The organism is Geodermatophilus sp. URMC 64 (assembly GCF_053502555.1).
Map to the genome: position 1 here is coordinate 3,425,851 of NZ_CP199955.1, position 22,927 is coordinate 3,448,777.

Annotated in this window: 25 protein-coding genes and 1 riboswitch; of the genes, 16 read left to right on the forward strand and 9 right to left on the reverse strand. The window is 72.5% G+C overall.

Features of this window, described 5'->3' with window-relative positions; all coding sequences use genetic code 11:
- Window positions 1-130: 130 nt before the first annotated feature.
- Window positions 131-307, reverse strand: a riboswitch (cyclic di-AMP (ydaO/yuaA leader).
- Window positions 308-473: 166 nt separating this feature from the next.
- Both ACWIYF_RS16660 and ACWIYF_RS16665 read right to left on the reverse strand, forming a co-directional pair.
- Window positions 474-785, reverse strand: a complete 312-nt coding sequence (locus ACWIYF_RS16660) for a hypothetical protein (protein ID WP_448623941.1) — start codon at window positions 783-785, stop codon at window positions 474-476.
- A gap of 92 nt (window positions 786-877) precedes the next feature.
- Window positions 878-2,626, reverse strand: coding sequence for a D-alanyl-D-alanine carboxypeptidase family protein (locus tag ACWIYF_RS16665; RefSeq protein ID WP_448623942.1), 1,749 nt, complete (start codon window positions 2,624-2,626; stop codon window positions 878-880).
- A gap of 218 nt (window positions 2,627-2,844) precedes the next feature.
- On the opposite strand from ACWIYF_RS16665, the gene ACWIYF_RS16670 reads away from it, so the two are divergent.
- Window positions 2,845-4,701: a DEDD exonuclease domain-containing protein gene (locus tag ACWIYF_RS16670; protein WP_448623943.1), complete on the forward strand. Its 1,857-nt coding sequence runs from the start codon at window positions 2,845-2,847 to the stop codon at window positions 4,699-4,701.
- Window positions 4,698-4,985 carry an Lrp/AsnC family transcriptional regulator gene (locus ACWIYF_RS16675; RefSeq protein ID WP_448623944.1) on the forward strand — a complete coding sequence of 96 codons (288 nt, stop codon included), beginning with the start codon at window positions 4,698-4,700 and terminating at the stop codon, window positions 4,983-4,985. The genes ACWIYF_RS16670 and ACWIYF_RS16675 overlap by 4 nt, the downstream gene beginning before the upstream one ends.
- Here ACWIYF_RS16675 and trpD read toward each other — a convergent pair.
- Together trpD and ACWIYF_RS16685 are read right to left on the reverse strand one after the other, a co-directional pair.
- On the reverse strand, window positions 4,982-6,031 hold the full coding sequence (gene trpD, locus ACWIYF_RS16680; RefSeq protein ID WP_448623945.1) for an anthranilate phosphoribosyltransferase: 1,050 nt from the start codon (window positions 6,029-6,031) through the stop codon (window positions 4,982-4,984). The genes ACWIYF_RS16675 and trpD overlap by 4 nt on opposite strands.
- Window positions 6,032-6,037: 6 nt before the next feature.
- Window positions 6,038-6,457 (reverse strand): hypothetical protein, encoded by a 420-nt coding sequence (locus tag ACWIYF_RS16685; protein WP_448623946.1) that lies wholly within the window; start codon window positions 6,455-6,457, stop codon window positions 6,038-6,040.
- 134 nt (window positions 6,458-6,591) lie between these two features.
- Between ACWIYF_RS16685 and ctaE the strand changes: the two genes are divergently transcribed.
- Genes ctaE through qcrB form a run of 4 tightly spaced genes read left to right on the forward strand, consistent with a single transcriptional unit; the run spans window position 6,592 to window position 10,817 of the window.
- Complete coding sequence (gene ctaE, locus ACWIYF_RS16690) at window positions 6,592-7,203, forward strand: aa3-type cytochrome oxidase subunit III (RefSeq protein WP_448623947.1); 612 nt, start codon at window positions 6,592-6,594, stop codon at window positions 7,201-7,203.
- A 7-nt stretch (window positions 7,204-7,210) separates the two neighbouring features.
- Entirely contained in the window at window positions 7,211-8,038 is an 828-nt protein-coding gene (qcrC, locus tag ACWIYF_RS16695) for a cytochrome bc1 complex diheme cytochrome c subunit (RefSeq protein WP_448623948.1), read from the forward strand.
- On the forward strand, window positions 8,035-9,132 hold the full coding sequence (gene qcrA / locus ACWIYF_RS16700; protein WP_448623949.1) for a cytochrome bc1 complex Rieske iron-sulfur subunit: 1,098 nt from the start codon (window positions 8,035-8,037) through the stop codon (window positions 9,130-9,132). Before qcrC ends, qcrA begins: the two co-directional genes overlap by 4 nt.
- Window positions 9,132-10,817 carry a cytochrome bc1 complex cytochrome b subunit gene (gene qcrB / locus ACWIYF_RS16705; RefSeq protein ID WP_448623950.1) on the forward strand — a complete coding sequence of 562 codons (1,686 nt, stop codon included), beginning with the start codon at window positions 9,132-9,134 and terminating at the stop codon, window positions 10,815-10,817. Before qcrA ends, qcrB begins: the two co-directional genes overlap by 1 nt.
- A 351-nt stretch (window positions 10,818-11,168) precedes the next feature.
- Here the strand turns inward: qcrB and ACWIYF_RS16710 are convergent, their stop codons facing one another.
- Complete coding sequence (locus tag ACWIYF_RS16710; RefSeq protein WP_448623951.1) at window positions 11,169-11,573, reverse strand: cytochrome c oxidase subunit 4; 405 nt, start codon at window positions 11,571-11,573, stop codon at window positions 11,169-11,171.
- A gap of 42 nt (window positions 11,574-11,615) precedes the next feature.
- Window positions 11,616-12,524, reverse strand: a complete 909-nt coding sequence (gene ctaC / locus ACWIYF_RS16715; RefSeq protein WP_448623952.1) for an aa3-type cytochrome oxidase subunit II — start codon at window positions 12,522-12,524, stop codon at window positions 11,616-11,618.
- Between the two features lie 298 nt (window positions 12,525-12,822).
- Here ctaC and ACWIYF_RS16720 point away from each other — a divergent pair, with 298 nt between their 5' ends.
- Genes ACWIYF_RS16720 through ACWIYF_RS16735 form a run of 4 tightly spaced genes read left to right on the forward strand, consistent with a single transcriptional unit; the run spans window position 12,823 to window position 16,083 of the window.
- Window positions 12,823-13,194 carry a metalloprotease gene (locus tag ACWIYF_RS16720; RefSeq protein WP_448623953.1) on the forward strand — a complete coding sequence of 124 codons (372 nt, stop codon included), beginning with the start codon at window positions 12,823-12,825 and terminating at the stop codon, window positions 13,192-13,194.
- Window positions 13,194-13,532 (forward strand): DUF3817 domain-containing protein, encoded by a 339-nt coding sequence (locus tag ACWIYF_RS16725; protein ID WP_448623954.1) that lies wholly within the window; start codon window positions 13,194-13,196, stop codon window positions 13,530-13,532. Before ACWIYF_RS16720 ends, ACWIYF_RS16725 begins: the two co-directional genes overlap by 1 nt.
- Window positions 13,533-13,586: 54 nt before the next feature.
- Window positions 13,587-15,518, forward strand: a complete 1,932-nt coding sequence (gene asnB / locus ACWIYF_RS16730; RefSeq protein ID WP_448623955.1) for an asparagine synthase (glutamine-hydrolyzing) — start codon at window positions 13,587-13,589, stop codon at window positions 15,516-15,518.
- A 58-nt stretch (window positions 15,519-15,576) separates the two neighbouring features.
- The gene (locus tag ACWIYF_RS16735; protein WP_448623956.1) at window positions 15,577-16,083 is read left to right on the forward strand and encodes a DUF4231 domain-containing protein; all 507 of its coding nucleotides are present in this window, start codon (window positions 15,577-15,579) and stop codon (window positions 16,081-16,083) included.
- A gap of 53 nt (window positions 16,084-16,136) precedes the next feature.
- Here ACWIYF_RS16735 and ACWIYF_RS16740 read toward each other — a convergent pair whose 3' ends face one another.
- On the reverse strand, window positions 16,137-16,493 hold the full coding sequence (locus ACWIYF_RS16740; RefSeq protein WP_448623957.1) for a HesB/IscA family protein: 357 nt from the start codon (window positions 16,491-16,493) through the stop codon (window positions 16,137-16,139).
- A gap of 141 nt (window positions 16,494-16,634) precedes the next feature.
- Between ACWIYF_RS16740 and ACWIYF_RS16745 the strand changes: the two genes are divergently transcribed.
- The 3 genes from ACWIYF_RS16745 to ACWIYF_RS16755 all read left to right on the forward strand — a co-directional run bounded on the left by ACWIYF_RS16745 (window position 16,635) and on the right by ACWIYF_RS16755 (window position 19,577).
- Window positions 16,635-17,237 (forward strand): DUF3043 domain-containing protein, encoded by a 603-nt coding sequence (locus ACWIYF_RS16745; protein WP_448623958.1) that lies wholly within the window; start codon window positions 16,635-16,637, stop codon window positions 17,235-17,237.
- Between the two features lie 112 nt (window positions 17,238-17,349).
- A complete protein-coding gene (locus ACWIYF_RS16750) occupies window positions 17,350-18,333 on the forward strand; it encodes an aldo/keto reductase family protein (protein ID WP_448623959.1) in 984 nt (327 codons plus the stop codon).
- Window positions 18,334-18,464: 131 nt separating this feature from the next.
- Window positions 18,465-19,577, forward strand: coding sequence for an integrase core domain-containing protein (locus ACWIYF_RS16755; protein ID WP_448623960.1), 1,113 nt, complete (start codon window positions 18,465-18,467; stop codon window positions 19,575-19,577).
- A gap of 131 nt (window positions 19,578-19,708) precedes the next feature.
- On the opposite strand, the gene ACWIYF_RS16760 is transcribed toward ACWIYF_RS16755, so the two are convergent.
- Window positions 19,709-19,921, reverse strand: a complete 213-nt coding sequence (locus ACWIYF_RS16760) for a hypothetical protein (protein ID WP_448623961.1) — start codon at window positions 19,919-19,921, stop codon at window positions 19,709-19,711.
- A 123-nt stretch (window positions 19,922-20,044) separates the two neighbouring features.
- Here ACWIYF_RS16760 and ACWIYF_RS16765 point away from each other — a divergent pair, with 123 nt between their 5' ends.
- The 3 genes from ACWIYF_RS16765 to ACWIYF_RS16775 are packed head-to-tail and all read left to right on the forward strand — an operon-like array spanning window position 20,045 to window position 21,799.
- On the forward strand, window positions 20,045-20,347 hold the full coding sequence (locus ACWIYF_RS16765) for a DUF3618 domain-containing protein (RefSeq protein WP_448623962.1): 303 nt from the start codon (window positions 20,045-20,047) through the stop codon (window positions 20,345-20,347).
- Complete coding sequence (locus ACWIYF_RS16770) at window positions 20,344-20,619, forward strand: DUF4235 domain-containing protein (protein WP_448623963.1); 276 nt, start codon at window positions 20,344-20,346, stop codon at window positions 20,617-20,619. The genes ACWIYF_RS16765 and ACWIYF_RS16770 overlap by 4 nt, the downstream gene beginning before the upstream one ends.
- 46 nt (window positions 20,620-20,665) lie before the next feature.
- Entirely contained in the window at window positions 20,666-21,799 is a 1,134-nt protein-coding gene (locus ACWIYF_RS16775) for a YihY/virulence factor BrkB family protein (RefSeq protein WP_448623964.1), read from the forward strand.
- Window positions 21,800-21,804: 5 nt separating this feature from the next.
- On the opposite strand, the gene gcvT is transcribed toward ACWIYF_RS16775, so the two are convergent.
- Window positions 21,805-22,890, reverse strand: coding sequence for a glycine cleavage system aminomethyltransferase GcvT (gcvT, locus tag ACWIYF_RS16780; RefSeq protein WP_448623965.1), 1,086 nt, complete (start codon window positions 22,888-22,890; stop codon window positions 21,805-21,807).
- Between the last annotated feature and the right edge of the window lie 37 nt (window positions 22,891-22,927).

Sequence of the window (22,927 nt, forward strand, 5' to 3'; positions counted from 1 at the left end):
TGGTGGCACCCACCAGGAGCCCGGAGCGGAGCCAGGCGGAGCGGCGGGTGCGGGCGGGATGGCTGTTGTCGTTTCGTTCGCGTGCATGCCCCAGGGCAGGGCGAGGCGTCGCCACGTGCGGCGGCTCTCCTTCTTCCTCAGCTACCGCCTACCGAGTTAGCTGACGGGTTCGGGCTGGGAAGATGGCGCCCTATCTCCGTGCCCCGGCGAGCCGGCGCACGCTGAATTCACCCCAGTGCTGCGGTGGGTCCCCGGTTCCTCCTCGGGCACAGGAACGTGCCGTCGGACGATTCGGCGGTGCTCGACCGAGGCCACCCCGGTGGGGCGACGACCACCCGGTCGAACTCGGCCACCGTACGGGCGTGATGCAGTTGTGACAAACCGACCCCCCTGTGATTGTCGTGATCGTCACTGCGAGCAGCATCACTGGCGCGCCGCGTGAGGTCCGCAGGTCCGACGCCAGGCGTGCCGGCTCAGCCGATCCGGCGGCCGCTCGCTCCGCCGGACCGGTGGCGCAGCGGGGGCACCAGGCCGACGTCGGCCAGCGCGCGAACGGCGCGGCGCTCCACGTCGTCGAAGTCCACGACGACGCCCGGCCTCGGGACGACGACGTCCTCTGCGACCGGCTCTGCGCCGGCACGGGCGGTGGTGGGTGCGCGGTCGGGCAGCGCCACGACCACCGGGTCGTCGGTCTGCCAGCCGGGGGGCGCGCCGAGCAGCACGGTGACGACGCAGTCGGCGCAGCCGGTGCCGCGGGCGGTGCAGGTGTCGCAGTCGATGAGCATCGCTTCTCTCCTCCGTGAGTCGTCCGCACGGTAGGAGGGGCCACCGACAATTCCGGTGCGTTCTCGCGTCCGGGGGTTGACACGGACGCCGATCAGGTGCCCGCGTACTCCCAGTGCCAGGGCTCCTCGCGGCCGTTGCCGGGATCGGCCCAGGTGGGGTGCAGCCAGCCGAACCGGCCGGCGTTGGCCACCATCCAGGTGTACTGCGGCGTCCCGTACGTCTGGATGCCCCCGCAGAGGTCGGTCGCCAGACCCCAGCCGTGGTTGCTGGTGCCGGGGACCGCCGCGAGCGCGGGCTTCTCCCCGTAGAGCTTCACCTGGCTGGCGTAGCTGCGGTAGGAGTCGGTGATGCAGATCGGCGACCCGAAGGCGTCGGCGAACGCCGCGGACATCGCCTTCCACGCCGCCGCGGCGTCGCAGCGCAGCTGGTGCCCGCCGACGCCGATCGGGCACATCGCGCTGGGCGGGATCAGCCCGTTCGGGTAGCCGCCCCACGCCCGCGCGCCGTCGTAGCTCGGCGGGTAGACGGTGTTGCCGCACTCGACCTTCAGAGCCCCGCCGGTGGGCCCGGGCGCGTCGACCGGCGCGCGCTGGCCGAGGCTCGGCCGGCCGATGCCCAGCACCTGGTCGGCCGGCAGCTTGCGGACGACGACCGCGCCCGCCCGCGCGTCGGCGGCCAGCATGGTCTGCGGGTCCAGGGCGATGCCGACGTGCCCGAGGCCGGACTCGGCGGTGCCGAGGAAGACCAGGTCGCCGGGGAGCACGTCGGCGGGGTCGACCGGCGTGGTCACGGCGAACAGCCCGGCCTGGTCGCCCGGCAGCTGGATCCCGGCCGACCGGTACACCGTCTGGACGAGCGTGCCGCAAGCCCAGGAGTCCGGCCCGGCGGTGCCGGGGGCGTAGGGCTTGCCGAGCGCGTCCATCGCGGCCGTGACCGCGTTCAGGGTCTCGGCGGGCAGCACCAGCAGCGAGGTGGGCTGGCGCGGCATCTGGGCCGCACCCCGCTGCGCCCCGCCGGCCTGCGAGGCGACGGGCTCGAGGCCCGGGGGCAGTGAGGACTCGGGGTCGCGCAGGGCCGCCGCGGCCGGCGCGACGATCCCGGCGTCGGCCAGCTGCTTGAGGTAGACCCGCCAGTTGGCCGCCGTCCGCGAGTTGACGTCGAGCTGCTCGCGCTGCAGCTGGGTGAGCTGGTCGTCGACGACGTCGAGGGCCCGGCCCAGGTCGTCGGTCACCGCCTCGGCCTGCGCCTCGAGCTCGTCGATCTGCTCCTGCACCTCGCCGGCCCGCCGCTTCGCCTCGTCCAGCGCGGCCTGCGCGGCGGACTGGTCGGCCAGCGCCGCCTGGCGCTGCTGCTCCGCGGCGGCCAGCACGTCGGCGGTGTAGCGGTCGACGGCCTCCAGGTAGCCCATCGCGGAGACGATGTCGCCGGGGTCGCCCCCGCTGAGCAGGACGGTGAGCGGGGTCAGCGAGCCGCCGTCCCGGTAGGCCGCCGCCGCGTACTGGGCCACCACGGCCTGGCGCTCGGCCAGCACGCCCTCGGTGTCGTCCAGCACCGCCTGGGCGGCGTCCACGTCCTGCTGGGCGGCGGCGAGCTCCTCCTGCGCCTGGACGATCTCGACCTGGCGCTCCTGCAGCCCCACCTGGACCTCGGCCGCGCGCTGCTGCAACTCGTCCAGCGCCGAGGAGTCGAGGACGCCGGAGGTGCCGCCCGGCTGGTCGCTGGGGTCGGCGCCGGCGGGGACGGCGAGCGGGAAGACCACGGCCAGCACGAGCGCCGCCACGACCGCCAGGAGGGACGCCGACGAGCGGCGTCGGGTGCGCCACCGGGAGCGCACGGGCATCGGACCACCTCTGGGCTGTCTGGCCTGCTCTGAGCGGCGAGGGGGATCCTGTCCCGGGCCCCCGCGTCCCGCCAGGTGAGAAGCAAGTTTCCCCCACGCGGGCGACCTGCGGCACCCACGAATGTCCGCTCGCGGCCCCCAAATCGGGTGGGCCGGGAGCCCTGACCGACCGGCGCGCGTCCCCGGGACTGTCGTTGCCCCCACCTACCGTCCGCCCCGTGCCCGCCTTCCCCGGACTCTTCCCCGCTCCCCGGGCCGGCGCCGCGGTCTTCGACCCGCCGGGCTACGTGCAGGGGACGATCGACGAACTGGGCACGCCGCTGTCGGGGGTCACCTTCGTCGTCGTCGACCTCGAGACCACCGGCGGCTCCCCGGCCGACAGCGCGATCACCGAGATCGGCGCGGTCAAGGTCCGCGGCGGCGAGGTGCTCGGCGAGTTCCAGACCCTCGTCGACCCGGGCAGGGAGATCCCGCCCTACATCAGCGTGCTCACCGGGATCACCACGTCGATGGTCGCCGCGGCCCCGCGGATCGGCGCCGTCCTCCCGGCCTTCCTGGAGTTCGCGCAGGGCGCGGTGCTCGTGGCCCACAACGCGCCGTTCGACATCGGGTTCCTCAAGGCCGCCTGCGCCGAGAACGGCTTCGCGTGGCCCGCGGCCGCCTCCGTCGACACCGCCGTCCTCGCCCGGCGGCTGCTCACCCGCGACGAGGTGCCCAACTGCAAGCTGGCCACCCTCGCTCCCTACTTCTCCACCAGCACCCAGCCCTGCCACCGCGCCCTCGCCGACGCCCGGGCCACCGTCGACGTGCTGCACGGGCTCTTCGAGCGGCTCGGCCCGCTCGGGATCACCTCGCTGGAGGAGCTCACCGGCCTCACCCGGCAGATCGACCCCGAGCGGCGGCGCAAGCGGCACCTGGCCGACGACGTGCCGCACGGCCCGGGCGTCTACGTCTTCCGCGGCCCGCGCGACGAGCCGCTCTACGTCGGGACGTCGAACGACCTGCGCAGCCGGGTGCGCAGCTACTTCACCTCCGGCGAGCAGCGCAGCCGGATCACCGAGATGGTCGGCCTCGCCACGCGGGTCGAGGCGCTGCCCTGCGCGCACGACCTGGAGGCGGCGGTGCGCGAGCTGCGGCTGATCGCCGAGCACAAGCCCCGCTACAACCGGCGGTCCCGGTTCCCGGAGCGGGCGCTGTGGCTGCGGCTGACCGAGGAGCCGTTCCCCCGGCTGTCGGTGGTCCGCCGGGTGCGGCCCGGCGCCGGGGTGTTCCTCGGGCCGTTCCCCGACCGGCGGGCCGCCGACGCCGCGGCCGCCGCCGTCCACGAGGCCCTGCCGCTGCGGCAGTGCACCTCGCGGCTGTCCCCGCGGGTGCTGGGCACCGCCTGCGCGCTGGCCGGCATGGGCCGCTGCGGCGCGCCGTGCACCGGCGCCCAGTCGGTCGAGGAGTACGCCCGGATCACCGCCGTGTTCCGCGCGGCCGTCGCCTCGGACCCGCGCGAGCTGATCGCGCCGCTGCTGCTGCGGGTCGACCGGCTGGCCGCCGCGGAGCGCTACGAGGACGCCGCGGTGCTCCGCGACCGGGTCGCCGTCCTCGTCCGCGCCGTCCGCCGTCGGCAGCGGCTGGAGTCGCTGGCCGCCGTCCCCGAGCTGGTGCTGGCCCGCCCCGACGGCGACGGCGGCTGGCAGCTGTCCGTCGTCCGCCGGGGGCGGCTGGTGGCGGCGGGCAACGCGCCCCGCGGCACCTCGGTGCGCGGCACGCTGCCCGGCCTGCTCGCCACGGCGGAGACGCCCACCGGCCCGGCCGACGAGCCGGCGGCCTCGGTCGACGAGACCGAGCTGGTGATGCGGTGGATCGAGAAACCCGGCACCCGGCTGGTCCAGGTGGAGGGCACGCTCGCCTGCCCCGCTCCGGGCACCGGCGCGTACAGCGGCTTCCTCGCCCGCGTCGACGCCGGCCGGATCGAGCGCGACCCGTTCGCCGACGCGCGCTCGCTCGGCACCCGCGCCCGCCCCGAACGCGTCACGCCGGGTCCGGGCGGCCGGGGTGCGGCCCGGCTAGGCTCCCCGGCGTGATCACCGCCATCGTGATGATCGACGCGGCCACCGACTCCATCGGCGAGGTCGCCCAGGCGGTCGCCGACCTCGACGGGGTCAGCGAGGTCTACTCCGTCGCCGGCGACACCGACCTCATCGCGATCGTGCGGGTGCGCGAGTTCGAGCAGGTCGCCGAGGTCATCGCCGGCCGCATCAACAAGGTCCCCGGCGTCGTCGACACCGACACCCACATCGCCTTCCGGGCCTACTCGCGGCACGACCTCGAGGCGGCGTTCTCGATCGGCTTCGAGACGGCGGACTAACGGTCCGCGGCCGCCAGCGCGCGGCTGACGGACACCCAGCGGTCGAGCAGCGCCGCCGCCCGCCCGTCGTCGACCGCGGCGGCCGCCCGGGCCATCCCGGTGGCCAGTGCGTCGTGCAGCCGTTCGGCGCGGGTCTCGAAGGCCGACAGTGCGGCGGCGGCGTTGAGCAGCACGGCGTCGCGCACCGGGCCGGGCTCGCCGTCGACCACCCGCCGGAAGACCGCCGCGTTGAACGCCGGGTCGCCGCCGCGCAGCGCGTCCGGCGCCGGCGGGGCGATGCCGAGGGCAGAGGGGTCCACCCGGTCGGGCTCGACCTCGCCGTCGCGCACCACCCACACCGAGGACGTCGTGGCGGTGGTGAGCTCGTCGAGGCCGTCGTCCCCCCGGAACACCACGGCGCGGGTGCCGCGGCCGGCGAGGACCGCGGCGAGCACGGGGGCCATGCGCAGGTCGGCGCAGCCGATGGCGGCCGCCACCGGGCGGGCCGGGTTGGTCAGCGGCCCGAGGAAGTTGAAGACGGTGCCGATGCCCATCTCCCGCCGCGGGACCGCGGTGTGCCGGAAGCCGGGGTGGAAGACAGGCGCGAAGAAGAAGCCGATGCCGGCCTCCTGCACGCACCGGGCCACCCCGGGCGCGGGCAGGTCGATCACGACGCCGAGCGCCTCGAGCACGTCGGCCGACCCCGAGGACGACGACGCCGCCCGGTTGCCGTGCTTGGCGACCGGCACCCCCGCCGCGGCGGCCACGACGGAGGCCATGGAGGAGATGTTGACCGTGTGCGCCCCGTCGCCGCCGGTGCCGACGATGTCGACGCAGTCCAGCGGCAGGTCCACCGGCGTGGCCCGGTCGCGCATGGTGTCCGCGAGGCCGGCGACCTCCTCGGGCGCCTCCCCCTTGGCGCGCAGTGCGACGACGAAGGCGGCGATCTGCGCGGGAGTCGCCTCCCCGCTCATGATCTCGCCCATCGCCCACGCCGTGTCGGCCGAGGACAGGTCCTGCCGGGCCAGCAGCCGGCCGAGCAGCCCCGGCCAGGTCGGCGCGCTCATCGGCGGCTAGCGGCGGGCGGCCGGCGGCCGGGCCGCGTGCTCGCGCACCAGCTCGGCGACGACGCCGGGGGCGGTCAGCGGGTCGACCGGGAACGGCAGGGTGCCGTCGGCGAGGGACCAGTGGGCCAGCCAGCGGTCGGGCTGGCGGGCGATGAGCACGCACAGCGCCGGGCAGTCGACCAGCTCCTCCTTGAGCTGGCGGGCCAGCGCCAGGCCGCCGGTGGGCTGCGCCTCGCCGTCGAGGATGCACAGGTCGATGCCGCCGAGGTCGACGGCGGTGACCACCTCGTCGCCCGTCTCGCACTCCACCCAGGTGAGCGGTCCGACGTCGGCGGCCGGTCGTCGCCCGACCGCCGTCCGGACGGCGTCGCGGACCTCGGGGCGGTGGCTGTAGACGAGCACGGTGGCCGGTACGGCGTCAGTCACGGGCCGGAGCCTAGTGCCCACCGGCGATGATCCACGGCAAGCGGCGAAGGGCTGCGTATCGAGGAGGTCACGGTGGCCGCCACGCCATCGCACCCGCAGTCGTGACCACCCTGTGCCGATGCCATGATGACCTCGTGACAACGGCCCCCGTTGCGAGCAGCGCCTTCGACACCACGCGGGTGCACTCCCTGACCCGACCGAACATGGTCAGCGTCGGCACGATCATCTGGCTCGCCAGCGAGCTGATGTTCTTCGCCGGGCTGTTCGCCATGTACTTCACCGCGCGCGCCCGGTCCACCGAAGGGTGGCCGCCGGAGCCCACCGAGCTGAACGTGCCGTACGCGCTGGTGGTCACGATCATCCTGGTCGCCTCGTCGGTGACCTGTCAGATGGGCGTCTTCGCGGCGGAGCAGGGCAACGTCTACGGGCTGCGCCGGTGGTACTCCCTCACCTTCCTCATGGGCCTGGCCTTCGTGCTGGGCCAGGGCTACGAGTACATCCAGCTGGTCGAGGAGGGCACCACGATCTCCTCGAGCACGTACGGCTCGGTCTTCTACCTGGCCACCGGCTTCCACGGCCTGCACGTCATCGGTGGCCTCGTGGCCTTCGTCTTCATGCTCATCCGGTCCACCATGGGCCGCTTCACGCCGGCACAGGCGACCTCGGCGATCGTGGTCTCCTACTACTGGCACTTCGTCGACGTCGTGTGGATCGGGCTGTTCAGCACGATCTACTTCATCCGCTAGGAAGCCGGTGTCCACCACGAACCCGAAGTCCGAGGCCACCCCGACCGACCGGGCCCGCGCGCGCCGCCGTTCCAAGTCACGCCGCCGGCTGGCCAACGTCGCCGGCCTGATGGCCGCGCTCGTACTGACCGGCGCCCTGTACTCCGTCTTCGCCCCGGCCAACGCCGCCGACGACGGCACCATCTCGGCGTCCACCGCCGAGGAGGCCGGCCGGGCCCTCTACGAGCGCAGTTGCATCACCTGCCACGGCGACAACCTCGAGGGCGTCCCGCGCCGCGGCCCGTCGTTGATCGGCGTCGGCGAGGCGGCGGTCTACTTCCAGGTGCACACCGGCCGCATGCCGCTCGTGCGCCAGGAGGCCGACGCGCAGAACAAGCCGCCGGTGTTCTCCGACGAGGAGATCGACCAGCTGTCGGCCTACGTCCAGGCCAACGGCGGCGGCCCCACCCTCCCCTCCGGCGACCTGCGCGCCGGTGACCTCGCCGCGGGCGGTGAGCTGTTCCGGCTCAACTGCGCCTCCTGCCACAACTTCGTCGGCAAGGGCGGCGCCCTCTCGTCCGGCAAGGCCGCGCCGAGCCTGAACGACACCACCGACCTCGAGCTCTACGCCGCGATGCTCACCGGCCCCGAGAACATGCCGGTGTTCGGTGACAACCAGCTCACGCCGGAAGAGAAGCGCTCGATCATCAACTACGTCCAGACGATCAAGGAGCAGGCCGATCCCGGTGGCGCCGGCGTCGGGCGGATCGGTCCGGTCGCCGAGGGTCTCGTGATCTGGGTCGTCGGCGTCGGCTCATTGTTGTTCGGAGTCTTCTGGATGGGGAGCAAGGCGTGAGTGCGCGTGACGAGCGCCCGGGCAGCACGGGCGGCGTGGAGCACGGCGGGCTGGACGCGGAGTACAGCCGCGAGCGGCTGGCCACGATGAGCCGCGAGGACCTCGACCGGCTCGGTGCCGAGCAGGACGGCGTCGAGGTCGTCCACGTCGACCCGGGGCCGGAGCCGGGCTCGCGGCTCGAGCAGCGCGCCGTCCGCCAGGTCGGGACGCTGTTCTTCCTCGCCGGCCTGCTCGCCTTCGGCTTCGTCGTCGTCTACGTCGGCTCCGGCTGGTTCCTGCCGGAGTGGTCGTGGACCGAGAACACCAGCACGTGGAGCGCACTGTTCACGCCCCTGCTGGGCCTGTGCCTCGGGCTCGCGCTGACCCTCGTCGGGGTCGGCCTGGTGCTGTTCACCAAGAGGCTGCTGCCGCACGAGACCGCGGTGCAGGTCAAGCACGAGACCTCGCACTTCGACCAGATGACGACGGGCGCGACGCTGACCGGCTGGGGTCACCGCAGCGGTCTGGCGCGGCGCAAGCTGATCACCCGCTCGCTGCTGTTCATGGGCGGCGGCATCGGGCTGGCCCTGATCCTGCCGCTGGGCGGTCTGATCAAGAACCCGAACAAGGGCAACCCGCTGGGCACCACCCCGTGGGCCCCCGGTGTTCGGTTGGTTCGCGACGACGGCACCCCGATCCGCCCGGGCGACGCGGAGCCGGGGTCGATCCAGACGGTCTTCCCGGCGGTCGAGGGCGGCAACCGCGCCAGCGACGCCGCGACGATGCTCTTCCGGCTGCGTCCCGAGCAGTTGGCGGTCAACGAGCCGCGGCCGGGCCAGGAGGACTTCGGGTACGCCGACTACGTCGCCTACTCCAAGATCTGCACGCACGCCGGCTGCCCGGTGTCGCTGTACGAGCAGGAGACCAGCCGGATCCTCTGCCCCTGCCACCAGTCGCAGTTCGACATCACCAAGGGCGCCAAGCCCGTCTTCGGACCGGCGACCCGCTCGCTGCCGCAGCTGCCGCTCGGGGTGGACGACGAGGGCTTCTTCATCGCCCGCGACGACTACCCTGAGGCTGTCGGCCCCACGTACTGGAACCGGGAGCGCATCTGATGGCTCGCACCGCCACCGCGCCGGGAGTGCCGACCACCCGCCTGGGCAAGGCCGCCGTCGAACTCGACGAGCGGTTCGTGGCGGCCAACTGGTTCCGGCGGACCCTGAACAAGGTCTACCCCGACCACTGGTCGTTCCTGCTCGGCGAGATCGCGCTCTACTCGTTCGTCGTCCTGCTGCTCTCCGGCACGTACCTGACCTTCTTCTTCGACGCGTCGATGCGTGAGGTCGTCTACGACGGCTCATACGCCCCGCTGCGCGGCGTGTCCATGTCGGCGGCCTACGACTCGACGCTGGACCTGTCCTTCGACGTCCGCGGCGGGCTGTTCATGCGCCAGTTGCACCACTGGGCGGCGCTGCTGTTCGTGGCGTCGATCGTGGTCCACCTGCTGCGCATCTTCTTCACGGGCGCCTTCCGCCGGCCGCGCGAGACCAACTGGCTGATCGGCATCGGGCTGCTCGTGCTCGGCCTCCTGGAGGGCTTCGCCGGCTACTCGATCCCCGACGACCTGCTCTCCGGCACGGGCCTGCGGATCGCGTCGGCGATCATGCTGGCCATCCCGGTGATCGGCACCTGGGTGTACTTCGCCGTCTTCGGCGGCGACTACCCGGGCGAGCTGATCGTCGGCCGGTTCTACATCCTGCACGTGCTGCTCATCCCCGGGATCATCCTGGCGCTGATCACGGTGCACCTGCTGATCCTGATCAAGCAGAAGCACACCCAGTTCCCCGGTCCCGGGCGGACCGAGCACAACGTCGTCGGCAACCGGTTCTTCCCGACGTTCGCGGCCAAGTCCGGCGGTCTGTTCTTCGTCGTCTTCGGCGTCTGCGCGCTGCTCGGCGGTCTGGTGCAGATCAACCCGGTCTGGCTGTGGGGTCCGTACAACCCGGCGCAGGTCTCCGCGGCGTCGCAGCCGGACTGGTACATCGGCTTCCTCGACGGGTCGACCCGGCTCTTCCCGGCCTGGGACATCAACCTCCCGGGCGACTACACGATCCCGGCGCTGCTCTGGCCGACCCTGGTCCTGCCCGGGATCATGTTCACGGTCATGGCGCTGTACCCGATGATCGAGCGCAAGCTGACCCGGGACACGGCCACGCACAACCTGCTCCAGCGGCCGCGGGACGTCCCGGTCCGGACGTCGCTGGGCGCCATGGCGATCGCGTTCTACCTGGTGCTGTTCATCTCCGGCGGCAACGACGTCATCGCCGACAAGTTCGACATCAGCCTGAACGCGATGACCTGGTTCGGCCGGATCGGCCTGGTCGTCCTCCCGCCCCTGGCGTACGTGATCACCTACCGGATCTGCCTGGGCCTGCAGCGGCACGACCGCGAGGTGCTCGAGCACGGCATCGAGACCGGCGTCATCCGGCGGCTGCCGCACGGTGAGTTCATCGAGGTGCACCAGCCCCTCGGCCCGGTCGACGAGCACGGCCACGGCCAGCTGGCCTACGGCGGCGCTCCGGTGCCCAAGCGGATGAACCACGTGGGCGGCGCCCGCCGCGCCGTCCGCGGGTTTTTCAGCCCGATCGAGTCGCCGGCGCAGGTGGAACTCGAGCAGCGCGCGGAGGGTCACGGCCTGGCTGCCGCGGAGGCGGCCGAGCGCGAGCTCACCACCAGCGGTCGTCCCGCCGAGGGTGGCCGGCCGTCGGACGGCGGTCGCCCGCAGGAGCCGCGCGACTGAGGAAGGACCCCCTTCCGGTACCTCACCAGGGCCCCGACGGATCCGTCCGTCGGGGCCCTGGTGTTGTCAGGCCTGGGGGACCGACGCCACCGGACCGGGCTCCCGCCGCGGCCGACGATGGCAGCACCCGCGGACCGCTCGCGCCCTCGACACCGGCGGACACCCTGCGCCCAGAGTCGACCTCGGGCACGCGGTGATGTGCGCGGAGGCGGCATTCCGCCAGCCTGGAAGACCCCCTCCGCGCACATCACTCCCCCGCGTCGGGCCCGTGCGCGGATCGGGCGCCGGCCACGACGACGAGGGCCCCTCCCGCACGGTGCGGGAGGGGCCCTCGTCGAGCGCTGTGAGCGGTCAGCTCTGGGTGGCGTTCTGCCCCACGTAGTACTCGAACAGCAGGCCGCCGATGGTGATGAGCAGCGCGACGCCGGCGATGATGATCAGCCACGAGTACCAGAAGGCCAGCGCCAGCCCCATCAGCGCGGCGGACAGGCCGATCGCGAACGGCCAGTAGCTGCCCGGGCTGAAGAAGCCCAGCTCCCCCGCGCCCTCGGCGATGTCGGCGTCCTTGCGGTCCTCCGGGCGCGCGTCGATGCGCCGGGAGATGAACCAGAAGAACCCGCCGATCAGCCCGGTGAGGCCGGCGGAGAGGACGAGGGCCGTCGTCCCGATCGGCTCCTGGGCCCAGATGCCGTAGACCACCGCGGCCACCACGCAGAAGAACGCGATGACGTTGAAGATGAGCGCCTCGACCTTCACGGCCGTCCCTCCTGCTGCGTCGTGAGGTCCGCGGCCCGCACGTCAGTCATTGCCGCCGTCCTGCTCGTTGCCGCCCACGTTCTCGCTGCCGCCCTGCTCGCCCGGACGGTTGTCGTCGGCCCGCTGGGTGTCGTTGACCAGGTCGAACGGGTGGGTGGACGTCGCGGTGCCGGCCTGGCCGATGCTCTCCAGGGCCTGCGCCGTGCTGGCGCCGTCCTCACGGGCGGTGATGTAGGCGTCGAAGTCGGCACCGGACACCGCCCGCACCTCGAAGTTCATGTACGCGTGGTAGGTGCCGCACAGCTCGGCGCAGCGGCCGACGTAGGCGCCCTCCTCCTGGACGGTCACCTCGAAGACGTTGTTCCGGCCGTTCTCGTTGCCGGGGATGACGTCGAGCTTGAAGAGGAACTCCGGCACCCAGAACGAGTGGATGACGTCGGCCGAGGCGACCTCGAAGCGGACCGTCCGGTCGGTCGGCAGCACGAGGATCGGGATCTCCTCGCTGTTGCCGACCGTGTTCACCGGCTGGTCGCCCGGCCCGGTGGTCTCGGGGTAGACGAACTGCCAGTTCCACTTGAACGCGTTGACCGCGACGACCAGGTCGGGGTCGTTGCTGCGCTCCTGCACCCGGTTCTGCACGACCACGGTGAAGAAGAACAGGACCGCGATGATGATGAACGGGATGATCGTGTAGACGATCTCGAGCGGCAGGTTGTACGCCGTCTGCCGGGGCAGCTCGTCGCCGCGCTTCCGGTAACGGACGATGGCCCAGACGATCAGGGCCCAGACGATGATGCCGACGATCAGCGCCGCGATGACCGAGCCGGTCCACAGCCGCCGCATGTCCTCGGCGCGGTCGGTGATCCCCTCGGGCCAGCCGAAGCGCCAGAACTCGTTGTTGAGGTCGCACCCGGTGAGGGTGATTCCTCCCAGGAGACCGAGCGCGCCCACCCGCGCGAGCCTGCTGACTCGAGCCACTGCTCGTTGCCTCCTCGTCCCCCGCCCGGACGGCCCGGACGGTCCTCCTCGCGCGGATCTCCGGCCGTCTCCGGCACACGGTGCCCACACGTCGATCACAGTCTGGGCCGAGACTATCCGACCCCGCACGGCGGCTCCCCACCGCCAGACGGCAGGGCGGCGGGTCGTGGCCCGGCCGTGACCAGGGAGGTGTCCGATCCGCGTCCCGGGCGCCGTCCGGTCGCCGGGAACGCACTCCGGCGGGACGGCGGCGACGGTTAGAGTCGGAGGCGTGTTCCGCCGGCTGCTGACCCCGAAGTGGGTGTTCCTGCACCTGCTGGTGGCAGCCCTGTTCATCGCCACCTGGTTCCTCGGCTACTGGCAGCTGACCAAGGCCGAGGCCGGCGGCGGCGCGGTGAACTGGAGCTACGCCCTGCAGTGGCCCCTCTACGGGTTGATGGGCCTGTGGTTCTACAGCCGCATGATCCGCGAGGAGCTGAACCGCGATCCCGACGCGGACGAACCCGGCTCGGAGGTCGTCCTGTACCAGCGTCCGCGCATCGACACCTCCGGCGACCCGGAGCTGGCCGCCTACAACGCCTACCTGGCCGAGCTCAACGAGCGGGCGCTGAAGAGCTCCCGCGGTCAGGCGGCCGGCCGCTGATGGCCCAGCAGACGCAGAAGCCCACCCCCGCCCTCGGCGCCGCCCTCACCCGCTACCGCGTGATGGCCTACGTCGTCGGCGTGATGCTGCTGATCCTGGTCTTCGTCGCGGTGCCGCTCCGGTACGCCGCCGGGATCCCCGAGGTCTCCAAGATCGTGTCGCCGATCCACGGGCTGCTCTACATCGTCTACCTGGTGGCCGCCTTCGACCTGGCCCTCAAGGCCCGCTGGACGGGGAAGGGCACCGTCCTGGTGCTGCTGGCCGGCGTCGTCCCCTTCCTGTCCTTCTGGGCCGAGCGCCGGGTGACCGCCCGGGTCCGCGCCGGTCAACCGCTGTAGCCGGCTCTCCCGCCGAACGCTCCCCCGTTCCCCGATCCCCAGGAGACCACCCGCATGTGCGGTCTGCTCGCCTACCTGTCCACGGACGCCGACCGCGTCGACGACGCCCGCGTGGCCGGCATGCGCGGCGCCCTGCACTGCCTGCACCACCGCGGTCCCGATGACACGGCCGTGTGGTCCGACGCCAACGCCGTCCTGGCCTTCAACCGGCTGGCCCTCATCGACATCGAGGGCAGCCCGCAGCCGATGCCCTACGCGCAGGACCGCTACCGGATCCTGTTCAACGGCGAGATCTACAACTACGTCGAGCTGCGCGAGGAGCTCGCCGCCGCGGGCGCCGAGCTGCACACCCACGGCGACACCGAGACGATCGTCGCCGGCTACCACCTGTGGGGCGAGAAGGTCGTCGAGCGGCTGCGCGGCATGTTCGCCTTCGTCATCTGGGACACCCGGACGAGGACGGCGTTCGGCGCCCGGGACCCGTTCGGCATCAAGCCGCTGTTCACCGCCCGGCTGGCCGACGGCGGGCTGGTCTTCAGCTCGGAGAAGAAGGCGCTGCTGGAGCTGCTCGGCAGCAGCGACGCGGCCGGCGGAGTGGACGCGGCCGGCCTGCAGCACTACCTGACGCTGCAGTACGTGCCCGAGCCGGCGACGCTGCACCGCGGCATCCGGCGCATCGAGAGCGGCACGAGCTTCACCGTGTCGGACGGCGAGCTGACGACGAAGCGCTACTTCCACCCGGCCTTCCCGGTCCGGCCGGTGGCGAAGGACGAGCAGCAGGCGCTCTACGACCGGATCGCCGAGGTCCTCGACGACTCGGTGCGGGTGCACATGCGCGCGGACGTCACCGTCGGGTCGTTCCTCTCCGGCGGCATCGACTCGACCGCGATCGCCGCGCTGGCCAAGCGCTACAACCCCCAGCTCATGACCTTCACCGTCGGCTTCGAGCGGGAGGGCTTCTCGGAGATCGACGTCGCGGCCGAGTCGGCGAAGGCCATCGGGGTCGAGCACATCACCAAGGTGGTCACGCCCGAGGAGTTCGCGGAGTCGATCCCCCTGGTGGTCTGGTACCTCGACGACCCGGTGGCCGACCCCGCGCTCGTGCCGCTGTACTTCGTGGCCCGCGAGGCGCGCAAGCACGTCAAGGTGGTGCTCTCCGGGGAGGGCGCCGACGAGCTCTTCGGCGGCTACAACATCTACCGCGAGCCGCTGTCGCTGGCCGCCTTCGAGAAGCTGCCGCGCGGCGTCCGGCGGGCCCTCGGCGCGCTGTCGGCCAAGCTGCCCGACGGCATGCGGGGCAAGGACCTGCTGCGCCGCGGGTCCATCCCGCTCGAGCAGCGCTACTACGGCAACGCGCGGATCTTCCGGGACGACGAGCTGTCCTTCCTGGAGCAGCGCGATCCGGACCTCTCCCACGTCGCCGTGACCGCCGAGCTGTACCGGCGCACCCGCGAGGCCGGCTACGACGACGTGACCGCGATGCAGTACGTCGACCTGTTCACCTGGCTGCGCGGCGACATCCTGGTCAAGGCCGACAAGATGACCATGGCCAACTCGCTGGAGCTGCGGGTCCCCTTCCTCGACCCCGAGGTGTTCGCGGTCGCCGGCACGCTGCCGGTGGACCAGCGGGTGACCAAGGAGACGACGAAGTACGCGCTGCGCCGGGCGCTGGAGCAGATCGTCCCGCCGCACGTGCTCAACCGGCGCAAGCTCGGCTTCCCCGTGCCCACCCGGCACTGGCTGGCCGAGGACCTGCACGAGTGGGCGCGGCAGATCATCGAGGAGAGCCAGACCGACGAGTGGCTCGACCGCCGGCAGATCCTCTGGATGCTCGACGAGCACCGGGACAACCAGCGGGCCGGCTCTGCGGTGGACTACTCGCGCAAGCTGTGGACGCTGCTGGTCTTCATGGTCTGGCACGGCATCTTCGTGGAGGGGCGGATCAAGCCCGAGGTCCCGGAGACGGTCTACCCGGTCCGGTTGTAGCCCGCGCCGGCCCGCGAGGGCCTGTCGGACCGGCGGCCGCGGTGCCAGGCTGCCGCCCATGTCCAGCGCGATCCAGACCCCGCCCGCCGCCGTCCGGAGCCCGCGGCCGCAACGCGCCGGCGCCCTGCCCGCCCCGCCGGACGCCGAGGACGTCGTGTGGCGGGAGCTGGATCGCGAGTTCCGCCGCTACGACGCCGCGGCCCGCCTCCACCGGATCGCCTACCTGGCGATGCGGCTGGTCGCGCTTCTCGTGGCAGCCGCGGTGACGGTCCTCGCGGCCATCGACGCCCACCCGGCGCTCACGGCGAGCCTGGCCGCGGTGGTCGTCGTGGCCGAGGGGGCGCAGCAGCTCTTCCAGCTGCACACGCGGTGGATCTCCTACCGCACCGCGGCGGAGACCCTGCGCCGGGAGGCCTTCCGCTACGTCGCGGAGCTGCCGCCCTACACCGAGCCCGCCCTGCGCCGAGCCCGGCTGGCCTCCGTCCTCCAGGACGTCACGTCGCGCGAGAACACAACGTGGCTGGAGGGCATGCGGCAGGAGACCGGCGTCGGCATGGCCCGCTGAACGCGACAGCGCCCCGGTTCCCGCGGAGGGAACCGGGGCGCTGTCGCGTCGGCTCAGTGGAAGCTGTCGCCGCAGGCGCAGGAGCCCTGCGCGTTGGGGTTGTCGATCGTGAAGCCCTGCTTCTCGATGGTGTCGACGAAGTCGATCACCGCGCCGCCGAGGTAGGGGCCGCTCATCCGGTCGACGATGACCTCGACGCCGCCGTACTCGTAGGTCTGGTCGCCGTCGAGGAAGCGCTCGTCGAAGAAGAGCTGGTAGCGAAGACCGGAGCAGCCACCCGGCTGGACGGCGATGCGCAGCCGCAGGTCGTCGCGGCCCTCCTGGTCCAGCAGCGCCTTCACCTTGCCGGCGGCGGCCTCGCTCAGGACGACGCTCGTCGCGTCGGGGGCCTGCGTGTCCTGCACCGTCATGTTCTGTCCTCCCACATCCGAGGTCCCGCAGCGGTCCTTCCGAGAGCGGGTAACACCGCCGCGGCGGAGCTTCTTCCCACTGTACGGCGCTCCCACGCGTTCGCCGAGGCACACGGGAGAGCCCACGTAGACTTGCCGGTCGTGAAGCTTCGCCTGCCAGGCCGCCGGTCGACCGCCGAGACGACGCCGGACCCGTCGGCCGACCTGACCCAGGAGTTGGTCAAGAACACGGGCAAGGGCCGGCCGACGCCGAAGCGCAGCGAGGCGCAGGGACGCCGTCCCGGTCCGCCCCCGCCGCCGCCGACCACCCGCAAGGAGGCCTACAAGCGGATGCGGGAGACGCAGGCGGCCAACCGGGTCAACGCCCGCCAGGCCGCCGCCCGCGGCGACGACTCCTACCTGCCGCGCCGCGACCAGGGCCCGGTCAAGCGGCTGGTGCGCAACGTGGTCGACTCCCGCCGCAACGTCGGCAGCCTGTTCCTGCTCGTGGCCGGGATCGCGGTGATCGGCACGCTCGCCCCCAACCTCGTCGTCCGCAGCTACGCGAGCTTCCTGCTCTTCCTGTTCTTCCTCGTCTTCATCGTCGACTCGGTGTTCCTGTCCCGGCGGATCAAGCGGGCCATCGCCGAGCGACTGCCGAAGGAGAGCCCCAAGGGCGCCGTCTGGTACGGCATCAGCCGCTCCACGATGATCCGGCGCTGGCGCTTCCCGAAGCCGGAGGTCGCGATCGGCGCCGAGTACTGAGAAAGGACCCCGTCCTCCTCACCCCTCGCAAGCTCGGGGCGAGCCTCTGGACGGGGCCGCGGCGGGGCCCTGCAGCGGGGCCGTGTCTGGACCGGGGATAGCGTCGGCGTACGTGGAGCACAGAAGACTCGGCCGTTCCGGCCTGAACATCTCCGAGATCGCATACGGCAACTGGCTGACGCACGGCAGCCAGGTCGAGGAGGACGCCGCGCACGCCTGCGTCCGCGCCGCCCTCGACGTCGGGATCACCACCTTCGACACCGCCGACGTCTACGCCGGCACCAAGGCCGAGTCCGTGCTCGGCCGCGCCCTGGCCGGCCAGCGCCGGGAGGGCCTCGAGATCTTCACCAAGGTCTACTGGCCGACCGGCCCCGGCCCCAACGACCGCGGCCTGTCGCGCAAGCACATCATCGAGAGCTGCCACGCCTCGCTGAAGCGGCTGCAGACCGACTACGTCGACCTCTACCAGGCCCACCGCTACGACGAGACGGTGCCGCTCGAGGAGACGATGACCGCCTTTGCCGACCTCGTCCGGGCCGGCAAGGCCCTCTACATCGGGGTCTCCGAGTGGCGCGCCGAGGAGATCGCGGCGGCCGCGCGGCTCGCCCGCGAGCTCGGCATCCAGCTGATCAGCAACCAGCCGCAGTACTCGATGCTGTGGCGGGTGATCGAGGCGGAGGTCGTGCCCACGTCGGAGAAGGAAGGGCTCTCCCAGATCGTCTGGTCGCCGCTGGCGCAGGGCGTGCTCACCGGCAAGTACCGGCCGGGCGAGCAGCCGGGCGCCGACACCCGCGCCGGCAACTCCACCGTGGGCGGCTCGATGCAGGGCTTCCTGACCGACGAGATCCTCACCGCGGTCCAGGGCCTGCGGCCGATCGCCGACGACCTCGGCCTGTCGATGGCCCAGCTCGCCGTCGCGTGGGTGCTGCAGAACCCGAACGTCGCGGCCGCGATCATCGGCGCCAGCCGGCCGGAGCAGGTGCACGACAACGTCAAGGCCGCCGGCGTCAAGCTCGAGGACGACGTCCTGAAGCGGATCGACGACGTCCTCGGCGACGTCGTCGAGCGCGACCCGGCCAAGACCTCCCGCGGCTGAGCACGGAGGGGATCCGTGCGCGTGACGCGCATCTTGAGTCTCAGGACATGTGTCAGTCCGGAAGTCTCATGACATCTGTCGCTTGATCATCACGCCGCCGATGAGGTGGTGTGGGGAAGCGAGCGGCAGTCATGAAGCTGCTGGATGCGACGTTGCAGGTCGGTGTGCCGATCGAGAACATCGCGGAGTGGTGCCGGCTCAACGGCGTCAACGAGCGCACGTTCTACCGGCATCGGGCCCGGGTGGCCGCCGAGGGCGCGTGGACCGAGCGCTCCCGGCGGCCGCACCGCTCACCAACCGCCACCCCGGACTGGCTGGTGGCCCGGATCGTCGCGTTGCGCGAGCAACTGGGCCCCGACCACGGTGCGGACAACATCCACGCCGCGCTGCGGGCAGCGGCCGACCAACCCGACTGGCCGGCCGGGGCCCGGGTGCCGGTCCGGGCCACGATCAACCGGGTCCTCGGCCGCGCCGCGCTGCTCGAGCGCAATCCGGCCAAGCGGCCCAAGTCCTCCCACCGGCGCTTCGCCTACGCCCGGCCACGGGACTGCTTCCAGATCGACGGCACCGAGCACACCCTGGCCGACGGCCGGGTGGTCGTCGCGATCGACGTCATCGACGACTGCTCGCGGGTCTGGGTGGCCTCGCACGTCGCGCCGGCGGAGACCTCGACGGCCGCGATCGCCGCGTTCACCAGCGCGGTCACCGAGTTCGGGGCGCCGGGGCTGGTGCTGGCCGACAACGGCAGCGCGTTCACCGGCGGCCCGCAGCGCAAGCATCTGACCCGGCCCGGCCGCTTCGCCCGCACCGTGGCCACGGCCGGCTCCCGGTTGATCCACTCCAGCCCCTACCACCCGCAGACGCTGGGCAAGTGCGAACGGCTGCACCAGACCGCCGACAAGCTGCTGGCCCACTTCTTCCCCGCCCCGGCCACCACGCTCGCCGAGCTGCAGGCCCGGCTGGATCGGGTGCGCGAGCACTACAACACCCGCCGGCGGCACTCCGCCGTCGGCACCCGCCCCCGGCAGGCCTGGGCCGACGCGCGCACGGCGGCCCGCAGCAGCTCCCGCTGCAGACCGACGCCACCGTGCACCAGCGCACCGTGCACGCCAACGGCCGGGTCGGCCTGGGCCCACACCTGCTCCGCCTCGGCGCCCGCTACGCCGGCCAGCAGGTCACCCTCCTGGTCAACGGACCTCGGGTGGCCTTCCACGCCCTCGACGGACAACTCCTCGGCCACCTGACCCTCGACCCGGCCACCCGCTACGCCACGATGACCGCGGCCTGACCCCAACCGCGACAGATGTCCGGAGACATCACCGCGACACATGTCCGGAGACAGAACATGCGCGTGACGCGCACGGATCCCCTCCGCTCAGGTCGCGGCCAGGCCCATCGGGCCGTAGACCTCGTTCTGCCCGTCGAAGAGCGTCACCGTGGCCACGCCGCGGGCCAGCAGCTCCCGCCAGTTCTCCCCCAGCCACGACTCGGCGTCGCCCTGGTTGTCCGCGTCGGGGATCTCGACCCCGAGCGTGGCCGGGTCGATCGCCGCGCCGGACGGGTCCTCCAGACGCCAGTGCCAGGTCATGGACGGCGAGGCTAGCGGGCGGGCGCCGTCCTCGTTGCGCGAGTGTGATCAACGCCTGGTTATCCCCGCCGCCGCGCGGGCATGCAGGTGCATCGACGCGCCCAGCCGAGGACCGGAGGACCCATGACCGCGCGGAGCCCCGACGGCGCACGCCCGAACGACCCCGACGCGATCAAGGCCGAGATCGAGGCGACCCGCGAGCAGCTCAGCCGCACCGTCGACGAGCTCAGCCGCCGCCTCGACGTCCCCGCCCGCGCCAGGGAGCGGGCCAAGGAGGGCGCGTACCGCGCCCGCGACACCGCCGTCGAGACCTACCGTGAGAGTCCCCCGATCGTGCTCGGCGCCGCCCTGGCCCTGGTGGCGGTGACGGTCGGTCTGGTGGTGTGGCGCCGCAAGCACTCGAGCACCTCGAGGAGGAAACGGTGAGCAGCAAGGGAGCCAAGATCGCCTACCGGCCGATCGGCCTGCTCGGCGGCGTCCTGGCCGGGACCCTGTCCGGGATCGTCTTCAAGCAGATCTGGAAGCACATCGCCGACGAGGAGGACGCGCCCAGCGCGCTGCAGAGCGAGTACCGCATGCGCGAGGTGGTCCTGGCGGCGGCCCTGCAGGGCGCCATCTTCGCGGCGACCAAGGCCGCGATCGACCGCGCCGGCGCGCGCGGCTTCACCAAGCTGACGGGGTCCTGGCCGGGCGACTGACGCCTGCGGCACCCCACTTCCCGCACCCATCCGTCAGGGGGACGACATGGCCGGCACCAGCCACCGCGAGAGCGCCGTCGACCGGATCCGGGAACGGGTCGAGGAGAAGGCCGCGCGCCGGGCGGCCGCCAAGGCCGCCGCGGAGGAGGCCGCGACCGCCCCGCGGCCGGACGCCGACCGGCCGCCGCACGGCGCGCCGACCGAGCAGCAACTGCCCGGCGTCACGGCCGAGAAGCCCACCCAGATCCCGCTCAAGGGCTGGAAGCAGATCGTCAAGCGGGCGTGGGCCGAGAACAAGGCCGACAACATGCCCATCATCGCCGGCGGCGTGGCCTTCTTCGCCTTCCTGGCGATCTTCCCGGCGCTGATCGCCGCCATCTCGATCTACGGCCTGGTCGCCTCGCCCGAGACGGTCACGCAGCAGGTTGAGGAGATCTCCACCCAGCTGCCGAACGACGCCGCCTCGCTCATCGAGGACCAGCTGCGGAGCATCACCGAGAACGCCGGCGGAGCGCTCACCATCGGCCTGGTCGTCTCCATCCTCGCCGCGCTGTGGAGCGCGTCCGGCGGGGTGAACAACATGATGACCGCGGTCAACCTGGCCTACGACGAGGTCGAGACCCGCAACTTCGTCAAACTGCGGCTCACCTCGCTGGCGCTCACGGCCGGCGCGATCGTCTTCGTGCTGCTGACCGTCGGCCTGCTCGCCGTCGTCCCGGCCGTGCTGGACGCGCTGCCGCTCGGGGTGTTCGGCACGATCCTCGCCCAGGTCATCCGCTGGGGGCTGCTGCTCGCGGTCATGGCCGGTTCCCTCGCCGTCCTCTACCGGGTGGCGCCCGACCGGGACGCGCCGAAGTTCTCCTGGGTGAGCCTCGGCTCGATCGTGGTCACGGTCGTCTGGGCGATCGTGAGCCTGCTGTTCAGCCTCTACGTGAACAACTTCGGGTCCTACGACAAGACCTACGGCACCATCGCCGGCGTCATCGTGCTGATGCTGTGGCTGTACCTGACCTGCTACCTGATCCTGCTCGGCGCGGAGATCAACGCCGAGGCCGAGCACCAGACCGCGCGGGACACCACCGAGGGACACCCGCAGCCGATGGGCGAGCGCGACGCCACGGTCGCCGACACCCTGCCCGACCCGCCGGAGCCCACCAAGGAGTCGAAGCAGTCCGCCTGACTCCGCTACCGGACGTGCGACTCCACGAACGGCGGCTTCACCACTTCGGCGGGCTGCGGGCGGCCGCGGACGTCGACGCTCACCTCGGCACCGCCGGCAACGCCGGCTGACGCGTCCAGCAGCGCCAGTCCGATGCCGGTCTTGAGGGTCGGGGAGAACGTGCCGCTGGTGACCTCGCCGATCGCGTTCCCCCCGGCGTCCAGCACGGCCATGCCCGGGCGGGGGATGCCGCGCCCGGTCGCCCTCAGCCCCCACAGCAGCCGCGCCGGGCCGGCCTCCTTCTCGGCGAGCAGGGCCTCGCGACCCCAGAACCGCGGCTTCTTCCAGCCCACGGCCCAGCCGGCACGGGCCTGGTTCGGCGTGATCTCCCGCGACAGCTCGTGCCCGTGCAGCGGATAGCCCATCTCGGTGCGCAGGGTGTCGCGGGCGCCCAGCCCGCACGGGCGGATCCCCTCGGCCTCCCCGGCGGCGAGCAGCGCGTCCCACAGCTCTTCCGCCCGCTCGGCCTCGACGAGCAGCTCGTAACCGTGCTCACCGGTGTAGCCGGTCCGGCAGACGGTGACGTCGCCCGCCACGAACGACATGTAGGACAGGTCCGCGGTCAGCCCCACGGCCTCGACCACCCGCGGCGAGCGGGGTCCCTGGACGGCGAGGACGGCGACCTGCTCGTGCCGGTCGGTGATCGCGACGCCGTCGGGCGCCTCGGCGGCCAGCCGCGCGAAGACGTCGGCGGCGTTGGCGGCGTTCGGCACCAGCAGGACGTCGTCCGGGCCGTGCAGATAGAGGATCAGGTCGTCGACGACGCCGCCGTCGGCGGTGCAGCACAGCGTGTACTGCGCCTGCCCCGGCCCGATGCGGGACAGGTCGTTGGTCAGGCAGCGGTCGACGAACGCGGCCGCCCCCGGCCCACGGACCGTGCCGGTGCCGAGGTGGGAGACGTCGAACAGCCCGACCGCCGTCCGGACGGCCGTGTGCTCGGCCAGCACTCCTCCCCCGGCGTACTCGATGGGCATCGACCAGCCGCTGAAGTCGGCCAGCTTGGCGCCGGCGGCGACGTGCCGGTCGTGGAGGGGGGAGGTCCGCGGGCTCACGGGCCCCCACGCTAGTGCGGCCCTCCTGCAGGGGGCC

What these genes read in the sequence shown, in the direction of transcription:
- ACWIYF_RS16660 (WP_448623941.1), bottom strand. Translation starts at nt 785, where the DNA reads ATGCTCATCGACTGCGACACCTGCACCGCCCGCGGCACCGGCTGCGCC.
- ACWIYF_RS16665 (WP_448623942.1), bottom strand. Translation starts at nt 2,626, where the DNA reads ATGCCCGTGCGCTCCCGGTGGCGCACCCGACGCCGCTCGTCGGCGTCC.
- trpD (WP_448623945.1), bottom strand. Translation starts at nt 6,031, where the DNA reads ATGAGCGCGCCGACCTGGCCGGGGCTGCTCGGCCGGCTGCTGGCCCGG.
- qcrB (WP_448623950.1), top strand. Translation starts at nt 9,132, where the DNA reads ATGGCTCGCACCGCCACCGCGCCGGGAGTGCCGACCACCCGCCTGGGC.
- ACWIYF_RS16725 (WP_448623954.1), top strand. Translation starts at nt 13,194, where the DNA reads ATGGCCCAGCAGACGCAGAAGCCCACCCCCGCCCTCGGCGCCGCCCTC.
- asnB (WP_448623955.1), top strand. Translation starts at nt 13,587, where the DNA reads ATGTGCGGTCTGCTCGCCTACCTGTCCACGGACGCCGACCGCGTCGAC.
- ACWIYF_RS16735 (WP_448623956.1), top strand. Translation starts at nt 15,577, where the DNA reads ATGTCCAGCGCGATCCAGACCCCGCCCGCCGCCGTCCGGAGCCCGCGG.
- ACWIYF_RS16740 (WP_448623957.1), bottom strand. Translation starts at nt 16,493, where the DNA reads ATGACGGTGCAGGACACGCAGGCCCCCGACGCGACGAGCGTCGTCCTG.
- ACWIYF_RS16755 (WP_448623960.1), top strand. Translation starts at nt 18,465, where the DNA reads ATGAAGCTGCTGGATGCGACGTTGCAGGTCGGTGTGCCGATCGAGAAC.
- ACWIYF_RS16760 (WP_448623961.1), bottom strand. Translation starts at nt 19,921, where the DNA reads ATGACCTGGCACTGGCGTCTGGAGGACCCGTCCGGCGCGGCGATCGAC.
- ACWIYF_RS16765 (WP_448623962.1), top strand. Translation starts at nt 20,045, where the DNA reads ATGACCGCGCGGAGCCCCGACGGCGCACGCCCGAACGACCCCGACGCG.
- ACWIYF_RS16775 (WP_448623964.1), top strand. Translation starts at nt 20,666, where the DNA reads ATGGCCGGCACCAGCCACCGCGAGAGCGCCGTCGACCGGATCCGGGAA.